The 15,988-nt window shown below is 39.5% G+C and carries 17 protein-coding genes; 8 read left to right on the top strand and 9 right to left on the bottom strand.

Annotated elements, in window-relative coordinates:
• Positions 1-313: 313 nt before the first annotated feature.
• Complete coding sequence (gene cydB / locus ACKPEB_RS01525; protein ID WP_408963005.1) at positions 314-1,321, bottom strand: cytochrome d ubiquinol oxidase subunit II; 1,008 nt, start codon at positions 1,319-1,321, stop codon at positions 314-316.
• A gap of 7 nt (positions 1,322-1,328) precedes the next feature.
• Positions 1,329-2,768: a cytochrome ubiquinol oxidase subunit I gene (locus ACKPEB_RS01520; RefSeq protein WP_408963004.1), complete on the bottom strand. Its 1,440-nt coding sequence runs from the start codon at positions 2,766-2,768 to the stop codon at positions 1,329-1,331.
• A 334-nt stretch (positions 2,769-3,102) separates the two neighbouring features.
• On the opposite strand from ACKPEB_RS01520, the gene ACKPEB_RS01515 reads away from it, so the two are divergent.
• Positions 3,103-3,438 carry a XisI protein gene (locus ACKPEB_RS01515; protein WP_408963006.1) on the top strand — a complete coding sequence of 112 codons (336 nt, stop codon included), beginning with the start codon at positions 3,103-3,105 and terminating at the stop codon, positions 3,436-3,438.
• 196 nt (positions 3,439-3,634) lie between these two features.
• Here ACKPEB_RS01515 and ACKPEB_RS01510 read toward each other — a convergent pair whose 3' ends face one another.
• The 6 genes from ACKPEB_RS01510 to ACKPEB_RS01485 all read right to left on the bottom strand — a co-directional run bounded on the left by ACKPEB_RS01510 (position 3,635) and on the right by ACKPEB_RS01485 (position 8,838).
• Positions 3,635-3,805 carry a hypothetical protein gene (locus ACKPEB_RS01510; protein WP_408963003.1) on the bottom strand — a complete coding sequence of 57 codons (171 nt, stop codon included), beginning with the start codon at positions 3,803-3,805 and terminating at the stop codon, positions 3,635-3,637.
• A gap of 58 nt (positions 3,806-3,863) precedes the next feature.
• The gene (locus ACKPEB_RS01505) at positions 3,864-4,958 is read right to left on the bottom strand and encodes a DUF6602 domain-containing protein (RefSeq protein ID WP_408963002.1); all 1,095 of its coding nucleotides are present in this window, start codon (positions 4,956-4,958) and stop codon (positions 3,864-3,866) included.
• 32 nt (positions 4,959-4,990) lie between these two features.
• On the bottom strand, positions 4,991-5,701 hold the full coding sequence (locus ACKPEB_RS01500; protein ID WP_408963001.1) for a hypothetical protein: 711 nt from the start codon (positions 5,699-5,701) through the stop codon (positions 4,991-4,993).
• 147 nt (positions 5,702-5,848) lie between these two features.
• Positions 5,849-6,757, bottom strand: a complete 909-nt coding sequence (locus ACKPEB_RS01495) for an AAA family ATPase (RefSeq protein WP_408963000.1) — start codon at positions 6,755-6,757, stop codon at positions 5,849-5,851.
• 38 nt (positions 6,758-6,795) lie between these two features.
• Complete coding sequence (locus tag ACKPEB_RS01490) at positions 6,796-7,869, bottom strand: bifunctional riboflavin kinase/FAD synthetase (protein ID WP_408962999.1); 1,074 nt, start codon at positions 7,867-7,869, stop codon at positions 6,796-6,798.
• 63 nt (positions 7,870-7,932) lie between these two features.
• Positions 7,933-8,838 (bottom strand): MBL fold metallo-hydrolase, encoded by a 906-nt coding sequence (locus tag ACKPEB_RS01485; protein ID WP_408962998.1) that lies wholly within the window; start codon positions 8,836-8,838, stop codon positions 7,933-7,935.
• Between the two features lie 239 nt (positions 8,839-9,077).
• Here ACKPEB_RS01485 and ACKPEB_RS01480 point away from each other — a divergent pair, with 239 nt between their 5' ends.
• Entirely contained in the window at positions 9,078-10,025 is a 948-nt protein-coding gene (locus tag ACKPEB_RS01480; RefSeq protein WP_408962997.1) for a hypothetical protein, read from the top strand.
• Here the strand turns inward: ACKPEB_RS01480 and ACKPEB_RS01475 are convergent.
• Positions 9,967-10,563, bottom strand: coding sequence for a hypothetical protein (locus tag ACKPEB_RS01475; RefSeq protein ID WP_408962996.1), 597 nt, complete (start codon positions 10,561-10,563; stop codon positions 9,967-9,969). The genes ACKPEB_RS01480 and ACKPEB_RS01475 overlap by 59 nt on opposite strands.
• 310 nt (positions 10,564-10,873) lie before the next feature.
• Here ACKPEB_RS01475 and ACKPEB_RS01470 point away from each other — a divergent pair, with 310 nt between their 5' ends.
• From ACKPEB_RS01470 to ACKPEB_RS01445, 6 genes are all read left to right on the top strand, one after another.
• Positions 10,874-11,782 (top strand): alpha/beta fold hydrolase, encoded by a 909-nt coding sequence (locus tag ACKPEB_RS01470; RefSeq protein ID WP_408962995.1) that lies wholly within the window; start codon positions 10,874-10,876, stop codon positions 11,780-11,782.
• Positions 11,783-11,821: 39 nt separating this feature from the next.
• Positions 11,822-12,007 (top strand): PCP reductase family protein, encoded by a 186-nt coding sequence (locus tag ACKPEB_RS01465; protein ID WP_408962994.1) that lies wholly within the window; start codon positions 11,822-11,824, stop codon positions 12,005-12,007.
• A gap of 236 nt (positions 12,008-12,243) precedes the next feature.
• Positions 12,244-12,969, top strand: a complete 726-nt coding sequence (gene tpiA, locus ACKPEB_RS01460) for a triose-phosphate isomerase (protein WP_408962993.1) — start codon at positions 12,244-12,246, stop codon at positions 12,967-12,969.
• Between the two features lie 109 nt (positions 12,970-13,078).
• A complete protein-coding gene (gene folP, locus ACKPEB_RS01455) occupies positions 13,079-13,960 on the top strand; it encodes a dihydropteroate synthase (protein ID WP_408962992.1) in 882 nt (293 codons plus the stop codon).
• A 79-nt stretch (positions 13,961-14,039) separates the two neighbouring features.
• A complete protein-coding gene (purC, locus tag ACKPEB_RS01450) occupies positions 14,040-14,771 on the top strand; it encodes a phosphoribosylaminoimidazolesuccinocarboxamide synthase (protein ID WP_408962990.1) in 732 nt (243 codons plus the stop codon).
• Between the two features lie 215 nt (positions 14,772-14,986).
• Positions 14,987-15,988, top strand: a 1,002-nt coding sequence (locus tag ACKPEB_RS01445; protein ID WP_408962989.1) for a hypothetical protein, incomplete at its 3' end; no start/stop codon positions are given.

Raw genomic sequence — 15,988 nt, 5'->3', positions numbered from 1 at the left:
CCTGAATGGCATCAATTGAAAGCTCATGAACTGGCAGGCAGAATGTTTGAAGATGAATATGATTTGATACAAGCTGTAATTCAAGCCATTGAAGATAGAAACGAAAGAAATGATTGTACCTCTGAACGCTTGCGATTTAATGCCCTTAGCAACTCTCAAGAATTATCCTAAACAATCCTTTTCTATTATTTACTCTATTTATGACCACCTACTTATTCGTGAAAAGCCCCATCAAGTTAAAATGATTGCTCAATTTTACCAAATCTATCTGCAAAAACAACTCAAAGAGCAGGAAAATAGAACCTGGAAGCAGTCATGACTCAGATGTAGTCACTTTACCTCTAAACACCATATAGTTGTAGATATTGTAAAACAACATAATCGGAATTAGGAAACCAATAAAAGTGATCATGAACACTAAGGCGCTAGGGGAAGCAGCGGATTGATAAATGGTGATCGAAGGAGGAATAATATAGGGAAAAACTATTAATCCCAAACCGATAAACGTGAGCAAAAAGATTAAAATAGTCCAAATAAAAGGTGTTGTTTCCTCCCGTTGCTTCAGACTTCTTAATAACAACCCAACAAAAAGAAGACCTAAAATCGGAATCACCGCAAACACATAAATTTCTGGATCATGAAACAACTTAACTCGGATATTTTCAGAAACAAAAGGCGTTGTAATCGTGATTAAAATTGCACCGAATAATGTTGTTAAAGCAGCCAGTTTAGCGGTGCGATAATGGATGATTTGCAACTCTCCCTCAGTCTTCATGATTAAATAGGTAGAGCCAATTAAAACATAACCTTGAATTAAAGTTAGTGCCACCAATAGCGATCGCCAATCTAACCAATCCCACATTCCTCCAGTAAAATGTCCAAGCTCATCTACCGCAATCCCTTGTAAAACTCCTCCTAATGCCAATCCCTGAGAAAGTGCAGCCAAAAAACTTCCCGCTCCAAAAGCAAAATTCCAGAGTAATTTGTTGTCTGCGTGTTCTCGAAACTCAAAAGCCACCGCCCGAAAAATTAATCCAAAAATCATCCCAATAATGGGAATATAAAGAGCATTGAGGATAGTAGCATAAGCTAAAGGAAACGCCCCAAATAAAGCACCCCCCATTAACACTAACCAAGTTTCATTGGCATCCCAAACATTGCCCAAACTGGTCATCAAAATACTGCGACGTTGTTCATCAGAACTGGTGAGAGATAAAATTCCTACCCCCAAATCAAATCCATCTAACATCACATATAAAAGTAGAAAAAGGGCTAGAATTACAAACCAAACCTGATCTAAAAAATGCGTTAAACTCTCCATAATTCTCCTATTGTTGAGTTTCTAAAGGGCGACTATCAGGGATATGGGTCGCTGGAGTTGTCTCTAATGCCTGTTTTTCTTCCCCAGGAATTGAGAGTTGTAAATTCGGCCCTTGGCGAATAATTCGACTCCCAAAATATAGGGCTGAAATCAATAAAATCGTGTAAATTACTGTAAACCCTAATAACGAGCCTAAAACCTCTGCTGCTGGTAAATGGGAGGCAGCATCAACGGTACGAATTTGCCCATAAACTGTCCAGGGTTGTCGTCCCACACAACGCACAATCCAACCCGATTCAACTGCAATATATCCTAAAGGTGCAGCTAACAACCAACTGCGTAATAACCAACGTTGTTGAGAAATTTCTGAAGCTGATAATTTTCCTCGCCACCATTGAAATACACTGACTAGCATTAAACCTGCTAAAAAGAAACCAATTCCACTCATAATCCGAAAGGCATAATAAATCAATCCCACCATCCGAGGACGGTCTTCAGGTTTCCAAGCTTTTAATCCTAAAACGGGTTCAGAGAGTTGTTTTTTAAACTCTAATACATATCCTAAACCGTTGGGGATTGACAATTCCCAATCATTTTTTTGGGCTTTTTCATTCGGGAAAGCTAACAGCGTCCAATCAGCAGTTTCTCCGGCGGGAGTCGTTTCCCATTTTGCCTCAATTGCTGCTAATTTAGTCGGTTGATAATGATAGACTTGTTCAGCACTTAAATGCCCAATATAAATTTGTAGGGGAGTGACTGCAATCGTCGCCGCTAAGACAATTTTGAAAGACTTAGCAAAAAAAGCAGGATGACGTTGATTCAGAATATACCAAGCACTAATTCCACCAATTACAAATAGGGAAGTTTCTAGGGTGGCGAAAAACATATGGAGAAAACTTTTCGCCATAAACGGATTTAGAATGGCTTGAAAGTAGTCATTAACGATAAATTTTCCATTAATTAATTCTGTCCCCGATGGCGTTTGTAACCAGGAATTAGCGGTTAAAATCCAGAAGGTAGAAAGATTCGCCCCAAATGCGACCATAATAGTTGCTAGGTAATGAATCCGGGGATTAACTCGTTCCCAGCCAAATAGCATAATTCCTAAAAATCCGGCTTCTAGCATGAACGCCATCGAGCCTTCAAAGCCTAAAATACTGCCAAAAAAATCTCCGACGGCTTCTGAAAAGGGCGCCCAGTTTGTGCCAAATTGAAATTCCATTGGTAAGCCGGATGCTACGCCAATTCCAAAGTTAAGCACATAGAGTTTTGACCAAAATCGAGCATGATAATAATAGTCTCGATTGCGAGTTTTTAGCCATAAGCCTTCAACAATGACTAAATAAATTGCCATTCCAGTTGTTAGCACTGGCCATAGCATATGGAAAATTGCAGTCAAGGCAAATTGAATCCGTGACAAAACCACAGTATCGGACAAAAATTCCATGTTTATCTCGATCAGTTCATCGATGAATAATTTAACTTAATTCGAGTTTTTAAACTTAGTTTCACTGGAATTTCTTAATGTTTTATTATTTGACAAAACGTCAAATAATATTGATAAAAATATAATTTAACTTTAACACATTTAGCCCCGATTTTGCTATGCCAAGGCAAACAATAGAGCCCTGAAGAGATCACTACAGTAGAAGTTGTTGCGCTTTAGCGCATTTTAAAGAGGCGTTCACGCCTCCCCAATTAGGGTATTGCTACATGAATAGACTTTCCGGGGATTTTATGATAAACTAAAGTTAAACTTGCTCAGGATGACAGCATCCACAATGGATAAAGTAGAATATTATCGCCAATATATTAAACAAATTTTGACCGAACACGCTCAGATTGCAATGACTACGGATACGGTAAAGGCAGAATTAATATTTGATAGTGAACATGACCATTATCAACTCGCTTATGTAGGTTGGCAAGGAGATAAGCGAGTATTTGGATCTGTAATGCACTTTGATATTCAAGAGGGCAAAATTTGGATTCAATATGACGGGACAGAAGACTCTGTTGCTAAGAGATTAGTTGAAATGGGTGTACCGACTTCTGATATTATTCTGGGTTTTCATTCCCCTTTCAAGCGCCAATTTACTCGTTATGCAATCGGTTAAATTTAGATTCAAAAGAAAGATTTTTACCTGCCCAGTTAAGATGCTTTATTGATTTTCTTAAGGATGAATTTGCAACTCCATTGAGTTAGTGTAGTTTAGGATGGGAGATGCTGTGCAACGGGATTGTTATGCGGCAACACTTCCCAATAACTTGCGAAAGACAATTTTATCGACACCATCTGTGTAGAAATTGCTATCAACTTTGCTTGGGACGAATTTCAAATTCAGAACGCGCACGGAAGAAACAGACCTCAAACTCGAAGAAGAAATTAGCCTGTCCTAAGATCACAAGAGTTTCACCTGTCTCTACTTGGCGCAAATATTTTAAGGGATCGCGTTGTATTTCATCAACAGTAACGTTCAACATTAAATTGCCTCAATGCAAATTTTGTGGATAGTTCTTAATGTTCTTCTACTTCAAGTCGTTAAACTATTGGCTGCCGAATTTCAAAAAGACGCGCTCGGCAAGACGGTAGTTCACCATTGAGAGATGTCATATAACGGTCAAGTGCTTGAAGCGGGACAGTACGAGCTTCACGAACATATTGCCGTAGCTGATTGACTAAGTATGCAAAGCATCTATCCGAAGCTGGCACAAATGAGAAACTATCAGAGGTTAGTAATGAGAACTGTAGGCTCATTTTGTTCGACTGCATACCCTGAATAAATCCGTCGTTCAGAGATATTATAATATTTGGCATACATTCGTGTCCGTGAAGGCGTTGATATTCCACGAGGTTGTCCAAAACCGCATCTGGACTATGAGTAAATGAGTTACAAAGAATAAAGCTATAAATCTGATCCCTAAAATTGCGATCTTGATTGAATTCATCGCTACGTGTGGCGGCGAAGGAAACAGCCATCCCGAAATTTCTAAAGGATGCAAGAGATCCAAGTCCTTCATCAGTCTTGTGAGCATACCTGCGAAGCGACTTAGCTGACCTAATATTATCTAATGCCTGGAATAAAACTTTTTTATTAACTGAACTCTTCACTTCACCGTTTGCAATAACGCCCTCAATTGGAAAATAGGTGGCATCTGGAGCGTCATTAATTGAGTAGACAGGGCAAAAGTCACGCTCAAACATAACAATATCTTGTTGTTTGCTCTGTCCACCATAGCTATCGATCAGCAAACCGGTTCCTATAGATACATAAGCAGGTAATAATTTCACGAGTTGCACACGTGCGGGATGTTCACGCGCGCTACCAATCAGTCCGGGCGTACCAGCCTGGCTTGCATCTGCGAACTCCATTACAAGCCGTCGTCCAATGCGATTAACGAACTGTGCTGGATCGTAACCTGACATACATTCCCCTGGAACGGTTTCACCTTCCACTATCTCCTGACGCACCATTGTCGCCATCTGATCCCATTGAGCGTCTGTCGTGGCAGCGAAACGATTTTCCCATTTTTGCTCGTCTTGCAATTCTGCCAGAAATCGAGCCGCGATCGCATCCTGCTGATCGGGTGGAAGTTTTTCAATTTGAGCAATCGCTTGTCGAAGTAGTTCAGTCATAGCTTAACAACGGTAAACACTCACTACTATCGTTATTCTAAATCATAGGAGTTCGGGTAATCTTCAAAAAAAGATTGGCAAAATTCTTGTTGTAAATAAGCTATTTCTAAAGCAGATTCAAGATCAATTCTTAATTGAATAGACACACGATATAAAGTGCTAATAATGATATTAATTTTTTCTTCAAATAAAGTTAGATTAAAAGAAAATCCTTTAGTCAAAGATTCTGTTTTTTGAAGCTTATCGTAAGGATATCTGAAAGTATATGAGCCGGAATCTAAGCCATCGATCTCACCAAGTGCCGCCTCAAAATCCTCATACCTCTTGAAGTGAGCAAACCTATCTTCAAGATCCCAACTCCAATGCAGTTCTTCAAAGATTTGCTTCACCACTTTGATCAGTGGTAAAAGTTGGTGGTTCTTAAATAAGTTTTCCGGCTTGAAATCATTACCATCAAGTAATAGTTTTTTATTGAGAAGCTGAAACAACTTGTAGCCAAGCAAACAAATTGCCTTTAAATACAATTCAATAGAATGTCTATATAAAAACACAATTGGACAAGGATCTATGTCATGGAATCCAGGCTTTGATAGTAAATCCGCCATCAGCTTTTCGGCTGCCCTATGGTAAACTCCAGCATAAATTCCAAACTTATCTAATGGAGCATCTCTCCAGTTTATAGTTACATTCCAATAGTCGGACGGATCAATCACAAACAAAAAATTTTCTGGTCTGTCGCACATATTTATGTTCCAATGTTAGTGAGTATTGCTCATTAAATTTTAGTTACCTGAAATAGGTTAAGCAGAGGTAATTGATGTCAATAATCCTATGATATAATCCGTTGTTGCGATTTTGTGCATCCTAAAGAGCCCTGAAGGGCTCACGACTTAGGGTATTGCAACTGTTCTTAATAACTGTTCAATAATTGTTTTTGACCGTCTTCCTCCGGCTGGAATTAAACGATGAGATAACACATGAGGTGCGAGATATTTAACATCATCGGGAGTGCCATAATCTCTTCCTAATAAAAAGGCTAAGGCTTGTGTGGCTCGATGTAAAGAAATAGCGCCACGAGGACTTACCCCTAATGTAATTTCTTCGGATTCTCGGGTTGCTCTCACTAAATTGAGAATGTATTGTTGTAACGAAGTTTCCATTTTAACTTGATGACACCAGTGTTGCAGTTCTAACACCTCATCCTGAGAAATACAAGGTTCTAAATCATCCACCGTTATCCCATCAGATAATCGTTGTAACATTTGCAACTCTTCCGCTTCGCTAGGATATCCTAACGTTAAGGATAGTAAAAATCGATCCATTTGGGCTTCCGGTAAAGGAAACGTTCCTTGATATTCAATGGGGTTTTGAGTCGCTATCACAAAAAACGGTTTCGGAACAAAGCGAGATACTCCATCAACGGTGACTTGTCGTTCTTCCATGACTTCCAATAACGCCGACTGAGTTCGAGGCGTCGCTCGGTTAATTTCATCCGTTAATAAAATATTAGTAAAAATTGGCCCTGGAAGAAACTCAAATTCTCCCGTGCGGGGGTTCCAAATATTCGTTCCGGTGATATCTGTGGGTAATAAATCCGGTGTACATTGAATGCGTTGAAATTGTCCCGCAATAGAACGCGCGAGGGATTTTGCGAGTAAGGTTTTTCCCACACCCGGTACATCTTCTAATAACGCATGACCCCCCGCTAATAGGGCGACTAACGTTAAGCGAATGGCATCTTCTTTTCCTACAATTGTGCGGCTTAAATTGTGTTTTAGACGTTCGATTTTTTCTTTCATCTTAACAGTTATCAGTGTAAAAGTTAGTTGTTCGTTCGTCAGGAGTCAGAGGTGCCAACGGTTAACACCTTGGTTGCGTGTAAACAGTCAGCTTGAATTTGAGTTTTGAGACTCTCTAAAGAAGGGAATTTCTGTTCAGGTCGTAAAAATTCTTCTAAGCTAATCTTTAAGGTTTTACCATATAAATCTCCTGACCAATCTAACAGATGAACCTCAACGGTAACGGTTTGACCGGCGACCGTTGGACGACAGCCAATATTCATCACCCCCGGATGATTAACCAAATCTAAATTAGCATCACTCCCTGTTTCTGGAGGTAATTTTATCTTAGTTTCAGATACTTTGACTGCATAAACCCCATAGCGCGGGAGGAACTTTTCTGGAGGAAGGTGTAAATTAGCCGTAGGAAATCCAATGGTTCGTCCTAACTGTTGACCGTGAACCACTGACCCCACTAAATGATAAGACCGTCCTAATAATTGATTGGCGCGACGAATGGCACCATTTTCCAAACAGGTGCGAATTTCTGAACTGCTAATTCGTTCACCATTTTCACATAAAAATAAAGGAACAGTTTTGACTTTAATTCCGTGATGGGCTGCAATTTTTTCTAAGTCTTTAACTGTCCCAGTTCGTTTTTTTCCAAAGCGGAAATCAAATCCCACACTAATACAAGAGGGTTGTAATTTTTGAATCAGAATTTTCTCAACAAAATCCCTTGGCGTTAAGGTCGCCATGTGTTCATCAAAGGGTAACAACACCAACTGTTCTACCCCCATAATTTTTAACCATTCCACTTTTTCATCTAAGGGAGTCAGTAATTTTTTAGGCTGACCCGTAAAAAATTCTTGAGGATGGGGATGGAACGTCACCACGGTACTATAAAAGGGTGGCGATTCTCCGACTGGGTTTTCCAATACACCTCTATCCCACGTCAACAGGGTGACGGGGTTCGTTAAAAGCATCTCTGTCCGTTGTCGGGAATCTAGGGGTGATAACTGCTTTAAAATCGGCTGAATCACCTGTTGATGGCCACGATGTAAACCATCAAAATTTCCCAAAGCAATGGCAGTGGGCGTTAATACTGTATCGAGCGATGATGTTATCCACACGCTTTACATTTTGACATAATTTTGATTTCTGCGATCGCCATTGTCAGAAAATCTGCTCAAACCTTACAAATTTCCCGTAACAACTTCTTGTTCGGCTGAATTAATTCGATTTAAGGGGGTACTTAACTGAATCGATAACCCTTCCCGTGCAATTAAACTATTGGGGAACTGTTCAGCAACTTGTTCACCAATTTTATCCATAAAATCATCATTATGAAGCGGGTCATGATGGAAAATCACTAATCGCTTAACCTGAGCCGCTTTTGCCACTTTGACAGCTTCTTGCCAAGTGGAATGTCCCCAACCGACTTTACTACTTTTTTCCGAATAATATTCTTCATCGGTGTAGGTAGCATCGTAAATTAAAACATCCGCATTCCGAGCTAAAAATAACACATTTTCATCTAAGTGATCGGGAAAATGTTCGGTATCCGTGATATAAGCCGCTGCATAATTCCGCCAGTTGACTCGATAGCCGACCGCCTCCCCCGGATGGTTTAATAAAGCGGTTTCCACAACAATTTCATCGCCAATTTCAATCGGATTTCCCACCGTAATATCAACAAACTTTAAATCGGCTCCCATAATTTGTAACGGAACCGGAAAATTAGGATGAAGCATTTGATCATTCAAACGATGCTGCACCGTTGAACCATCGGGGGCAATTGTACCATAGATATAAAACGTATTAATTTTAATAAAAGCGGGAACAAAAAAAGGAAATCCTTGAATATGATCCCAATGATAATGAGTAAAAAATAAATGACCTGTCACTGGCATTTGACCCAGGAGAGATTGTCCGAGGACTCGTAAACCCGTACCTCCATCAAAAATCAATCGTTCTGAACCCACGCGCATTTCAATACAGGGAGTATTTCCCCCATAGCGCACGGTTTCAGAACCCGGACACGCGATGCTCCCTCTTACTCCCCAAAAGTGAACCGTAAATTGGTTTTGTAGATTAGACATAGGTGTTATTGCTAGTTGGAGTTAGGTGGTTGAGTGGGTTAAGTTGATTCGGATTAAGTTTTGATTGGAAAAACTTAATTGAAACCTTTAAAATCAAGACTCATCCTATCTTAACCGAGGTTGATCTTGTATCCATCGGAAATGATGCGACAGAATGACATAAACTATCGTTAATACCACTCTAATTTTAGATCACATTTGAGATCACACAATACAATACTTCGGTTTGGATGTTCAGAATGGATAAAGTCAGTAAAACCCTTGATCATCTTCAGCTAATTCAGATTAGCCTTTTAACCCAGAGTCAACACTTCCTGCATCAAGTTCAAACGTTATTATATTCCAGGGATGGAGTTGTCATTCCGTCTTCGGATTTTTCTCTCACACCTCGGTTTCAATCTTCTCGCTGGGTTCAGCCTTGGAAACCGTTTCGCCGACGTCGGTCTGAACGTTTGAAAACCTGGTTATTTCTGCTCATTGGGTTGGGAATTTGGGGCTGGTGGAATAGTAAGCTTCTGGTTTCAACGGCTTTCGCTGTGGGGGTCATGGCTTGGGTTTACCGTTTGGGGGAACTTCCTGTTAACCTGAAGGGATGGAACTGGTATCAACAACTAGAAACCTCTCAACGTCAGTGGTTGTTGACAATGGCCAGTGGGGTAAGTTCCGCTATCTTCTTCTATCTTTCCTTATCCCTGTGGGCTAGTGCTGAAAGTCCAGAAATGGCTTTAAGTGTGATTGGACAAAATCTAGGAATTTTAGGAATTTTAAGCTTAATTTTATGGCAATGGTATCAACAAAAATCGAATAACGGGAACTCTCAACTGAATCAATGGTTAGGAGATTTAACACAAGAAAATCCTCTGAAACGCTTGATTGCTGTGCGTCAACTCACGGATGTCTTTAAATTTTCTCCTCAACGTTCAGGAAATCCTCAATTATTATTAGAGGCTAAACGGTGGGAACCTTTACCTCCTTTGCACTCTTTTCAAAAACTTGATAAAACTCATCTTATTGAGTATTTTCAACTCATGTTATATCAGGAAAACGAACCCCTCGTTCGTGAAGCGTTATTAGAAGGATTACAAATTTTGGAACCGGATCACGGAGTTTATGCAACAGAAAGTCGATTTAGAATTCCACCTGAAGATGATGTAAAATCAATTGACCATCAAAGGTTTCAAAGATAATTTTTTGCAGATTTAACCCGCTTAATTTTAATTGAGCATTGGGAAAATTAAGGGAATCAGAATTGAGATGAGGAGAAACATTCATCCTGGTTTCTGCTACTTTTTGACCTTCCCCATTATAAGCGGATAAAACCGTTGCACGAGAACTGGTAATCAGTCCAAAAACTTTCTGCACGGGATATTTAAAGTTAATTTCTAAGACTCCTCCTTTCGGTGCTGCCATAATTACGGTTGTGGCAGGTTTTAAAACAAAAGCGGGATTAGAAGGTTGTAATGCAATAGCATTCTCAAAGGTAATTCCCCAGTGTTGAAATTGATTTTCAACGACTTCAAAACAATTTAAGGCTTCTAAGGCTAATCGAATTGGTGTTGAAGGATTGACAATGAATTCGGGTTTAATCTCTGAGTTTTCCCGTTGGGGATAAACAATAATTTCAGCCGCATTAGATTCATCATCAATCGGAGTTTTTAACTCGAAGGATTGAATACAATCAATCACTACTGGAAAGTCTTCATCTATCATAAAGCTTTTCATCATGACCCACAACCCAATAAGGGATACGATAGGGTGGATTCGACCGTTTGGGTGTCAAACTGCTATCTTTTAGGGGAGTACAACTGAATCAATCGATTGAGCTCCTAAAATCAGTTGTCCTTCCTGGATGGGTTTAACCCATGAGGGGTGTGACCCCTCATTATTATAGACTAGCCCAGATTGTTTGCAAACCCCAATTTAGGATTAACTTAGTTTTGCAAAGGCTTTCGAGGGAAATCAGGAAAAAATGGGGGGTTAATTGTCAACAAACCTCCATCCTAGATCCTAAACCCGATTGATTAAGAGGTAAATTATGTTTGAGGCGAATGGATTTAGTCAGCATTCAATCGTGACATCTTTAGGGAGAATGGTGTATTATACCGCCGAAGGTTCTCCTTGGAATATTCATACCGTTTCTAATGAGTTACCACCATTAGTCTTTTTACATGGATTTGGTGGTGGGTCTTCTGCTTATGAATGGTCAAAAGTTTATCCCGCATTTGTAGATGAATACCGAATTTTAGCTCCAGATTTAATTGGTTGGGGACGGTCTGAACATCCTGCAAAAGATTATAAAATTGAGGATTATTTGACCACGATTACTGAGTTTTTAGAACAAACCTGTTTTCTTCCAGCCACCGTCATTGCTTCATCTTTAACGGCTGCATTGACAATTCGAGTCGCCATTCAACGTCCCGACCTGTTCAAATCTTTAATTTTAGTTACTCCCTCTGGTTTATCGGATTTTGGAGACAATTATGCACGAACTTTGTTCAGTCAAATTGCGAAAACCCCGATTTTAGATCGACTTGTGTATTTTACGGGAATTGCTAATAGTGCTGGCATTCAAAGTTTTCTGGAAAGTCGTCAATTTGCTGAACCTGAGCGCATTTATCCCGAAATTGTAGAAGCCTATTTAAAATCGGCTCAACAACCCAATGCAGAATACGCAGCGTTGTCGTTTGTGCGGGGAGATTTATGTTTTGATTTATCATTATATATAACTCAATTGAACACACCAACAGCGATTATTTGGGGTGAAAAATCCGCCTTTACCAGTCCCGAAACAGGCCAACGGTTAGCAAACTTAAATCCAACGGCGATTAAAGTTTTTCAAAAAATAGATCATGTCGGATTAACTCCCCATTTAGAACTTCCGGCTGTCACCATTGGGGTAATTCGTCAATGTTTGAAAATGCTTGAACCCCTTTCAACCCCATGAGTAAAATAAAGATACGATCCCAAAATAACTGTTAAGTTTATGTCTAACACTGATTATTTCGCTGAACTACAATGGCTGCCTGAAGCCAAAGCCAAATTGAAAAATATCCCCTATTTTGTTCGGACTCAAGCGAGACAACGGATTGAACAACTGGCTAGAGAAGCTGAACAAACCATTGTCACCGCAGAATTGGTGGAACAAGCTCGGCTGGAATTTGGCCAATAGGGGAGCGGGGGGAGCAGGAGATCCTTCGCTATGCTCAGGAGGGGGAGCAGGGGGAGAAGAGGAGCAGGGGAGTTGGGGGAGAAATGATGAACTCCTATCTTTACCTACACATCGCACTCCGCACTCCGCACTCTATACTCTTGTCTCAAGGGTTAAGTTCCGACGATAAAAATGTCCCCTAACGCTTTAAACTGAAGGGTGACATTTTGTTGTGTTTAAGGTTAATTAGATTAGCGGTGAGAAAAGTCATTATTGCGGGTAACTGGAAGATGTTTAAAACCCAAACAGAAGCGCAAGAGTTTCTGCAAGGGTTTATCAGTCATTTAGATGAAACCCCAGAAGACCGAGAAGTGGTACTGTGTGTACCCTTTACCAGCTTGGGGGTGATGTCTCAAAGTTTACATGGAAGTCGAATTCTCTTAGGATCTCAAAATATCCATTGGGAAGATTCTGGAGCTTACACCGGAGAAATTTCTGGCCCGATGTTACTCGACTTTGGGATTCGCTATGTTGTTGTTGGTCATAGTGAACGACGTCAATATTTTGGGGAAATGGATGAAACTGTAAATTGGCGACTTAGAGCGGCGCAACGTCACGGGTTAACGCCGATTTTATGTGTCGGAGAAACCAAACAACAACGGGATTTGGGACAGACCGAAAATCTGATTCTCTCTCAGTTAGAAAAAGATTTAATAGGTGTGGATCAAAACAATTTAGTGATTGCTTATGAACCGATTTGGGCAATTGGAACTGGAGACACTTGTGAAGCCACAGAAGCTAATCGTGTGATTGGTTTAATTCGCAGTAAATTAATTAATTCTAATGTAACCATTCAATATGGTGGCTCTGTCAAACCCGATAATATTGATGAAATTATGGCACAGCCAGAAATTGATGGAGCGTTAGTGGGTGGGGCTAGTTTACAACCGGAAAGTTTTGCCCGCATTGTTAATTATCAATAATCTATTTTACCCGAATTTCGCCAATGCAATTTTGTGTTGGCGATGGGTTTCTATTGTTGATTGAATTGATAGAAAATCATTGAACTATTTCCTGTTTTTACTCAAGAATATGACGGCTATTTTCAACCCTTTAACGATTAGAAATACTGATTTTGAATGGGGAAAACGAACCTACATTATGGGGGTTTTGAATGTTACCCCAGATAGTTTTAGTGATGGAGGGGATTTTAATAGCTTAGAAATGGCTTTAAATCAAGCCCAACAAATGGTGAAAGCTGGAGCAGATATTATTGATATTGGCGGACAATCGACTCGACCTGGGGCAGAAGATGTTAGTTTGGAAGAAGAATTAAATCGAGTTATTCCCTTAATTAATACAATTAGAAAAAGTACGGATGTAGTCTTAGCAAATATTCCGATTTCTGTTGATACAACCCGCTCCCAAGTTGCAGAAATGGCGGTGAAAGCAGGGGGAGATATCATTAATGATATTTCTGGAGCAACCTTTGACTCAAAGATGTTATCCGTGGTAGCTCAACTTAACGTTCCGATTATTTTAATGCACATTCGAGGAACGCCTAAAACTATGCAAACTTTAACCCATTATCAAGATTTGATGGGGGAATTAAAACAGTTTTTACAAGAGCGAATACAAGCCGCTATTCATCAAGGAATTTCTCAAGATCACATTATTATTGATCCGGGGATTGGTTTTGCTAAAACTGTTACCCAAAATTTAGAAATATTAAGAAATTTAACGCAGTTGCGATCGCTAAATTGTCCCCTTTTAGTGGGAACTTCTCGGAAAAGTTTTATTGGTCATCTGTTAAACCAACCTGACCCAAAACAAAGAGTTTGGGGAACAGCAGCGACCTGTGTAGCCGCTATTGCTAATTCTGCTGATATTCTACGAGTTCATGACGTTAAAGAAATCGTGGAGGCGAGTCGAGTCGCTGATGCAATTTATCGAGAAACGGTTGAAAAAAATTAGGAATTATTAACATAACAAATTTTGCAATCTCTGTTAAAATTAACAAAGATCTGAATTTATGTTGTAAACCCTTATTTCTATGTCTACTCCTGAAAAACTCTACGAAGGTAAAGCAAAAATCATCTATCCAACGGATGACCCGGAAATATTACTCGCTTACTTTAAAGATGATGCGACGGCTTTTAATGCTCAAAAACGGGGTACAATTCAAGGCAAGGGAGAAATTAATACCGCCATTTCAAGTCATCTTTTTCAATGCTTAGAAGCTAAAGGCGTTCCTACCCATTATATTGATTGTCCGTCACCTAATGAAATGCGGGTAAAACGGGTGAAAATTGTTCCAGTAGAAGTGATTGTTCGCAATATTGCGGCGGGAAGTTTATGTAAACAAACGGGAATTCCGGTTGGGACAATTATTGAACCTACTTTAGTCGAATTTTGCTATAAAAATGATGAATTAGGTGATCCGTTATTAACTCGTGAACGACTTTTGTTAATGAAGTTAGCGACCCCAGAACAGTTAGAACAAATCACGCAGTTTTCCTTACAAATTAATCAAATTCTCTCAGAATTTTTTAATGAATGTGGGATTACGTTAGTCGATTTTAAATTAGAATTTGGGATCACTTCTGACGGTCAACTGGTACTCGCCGATGAAATTAGTCCTGATACCTGTCGGTTATGGGATCAATCCGAAACCGACCCCGACCGTCGAGTTTTGGATAAAGACCGTTTTCGTCGAGATTTAGGAAATGTTGAATCCGCCTATCAACAAGTTCTGAAACGGGTTTTAGAACATTCTCCATCTTAAATCACGATCAGGGGAGAGCAAAGGGGGGTTTTCCCCTGTCTGTCGGGGGTTAGGGGAATCAGTCACGATGATCTCAACAGCTTTTGGTTGTACAAGTGTCAAAGCTTGTTAAGATGTCAAATGTCATAGCCTCAGCGTTGAGTGAAATTATCACCCTAACCTTAGCTGAGGATTGACAAATTTTAGGTGTGGGACTGTCTAAAAGAGTGAGTATCATGCGTTTATCCCCTGTCTTAGTTGCGGTTTTTGCTGCTTCAGCTACGTTTGGATTATCAAACTCTGCAAATGGTCAAACCGCCTACCCAGACGTAGAAAGTTCGTCCAATTCTCCAGAAACTTTTGATCAGGGAGATCCGAGTTTACATTCATCCCAAACTGATGAACCATCTTTAACAATTAACCCAATTCCTTCCTCTACACCCCTTCATTTTTTTGAAGAAATTGTTTTAAATAAAACCAAGTCGCTAACTCCAGAACTCGCGTTTTCTCTGGGTCATTCTATCGGAAAAAATATTTCATCTCCTGGGGTTAATTCTTCATTTTCTGAGCATTCAATAGCTTTTAATCCCTCTCAACCTCTCAGCCAGACTTCTTTATCAGATCACCCAATTGGTGATGATCCAGAAAATACAATCATTCTTAATAAAGGGAAAGCAACAGAAGATTTAGAACGATTCACTCAAGCTTCAAGAGAAGTTTTACCAGAAGTTACAAGTCAAGAAACAGAGATTTTACTGAATAAATCTGTTACGGAAAAAATCGGTAATTTTACGTTTCCAGCTATTGATGAAAATGCGATCGCTTTAAAGACTTTACCGGAAACTAACTTAGTTGAACCGAGTTTAAATAAAGAGTTAGGAAAAATAGCGCAATTTCCGATAACAATTCCTGAAGAAATGGGAAGTCCAGAAATTTTACTGAATAAATCTGTTACGGAAAAAATCGGTAATTTTACGTTTCCAACTATTGATGAAAATGCGATCGCTTTTAATTCTATACCAGAAACTAACTTATTTGAACCGAGTTTAAATAAAGAGTTAGGAAAAATAGCACAATTTCTGATAACAATTCCTGAAGAAATGGGAAGTCCAGAAATTTTACTGAATAAATCTGTTACGGAAAAAATCGGTAATTTTACGTTTCCAGCTATTGATGAAAATGCGATCGCTTTAAAGACTTTACCGGAAACTAACTTAGTTGAACCGAGTTTAAGTAAA

The organism is Planktothrix sp. (genome assembly GCF_046067725.1).
GTDB lineage: Bacteria > Cyanobacteriota > Cyanobacteriia > Cyanobacteriales > Microcoleaceae > Planktothrix.
Note: the sequence above shows the minus strand (reverse complement) of the source record. Positions and strands in the feature narration are given on the sequence as shown.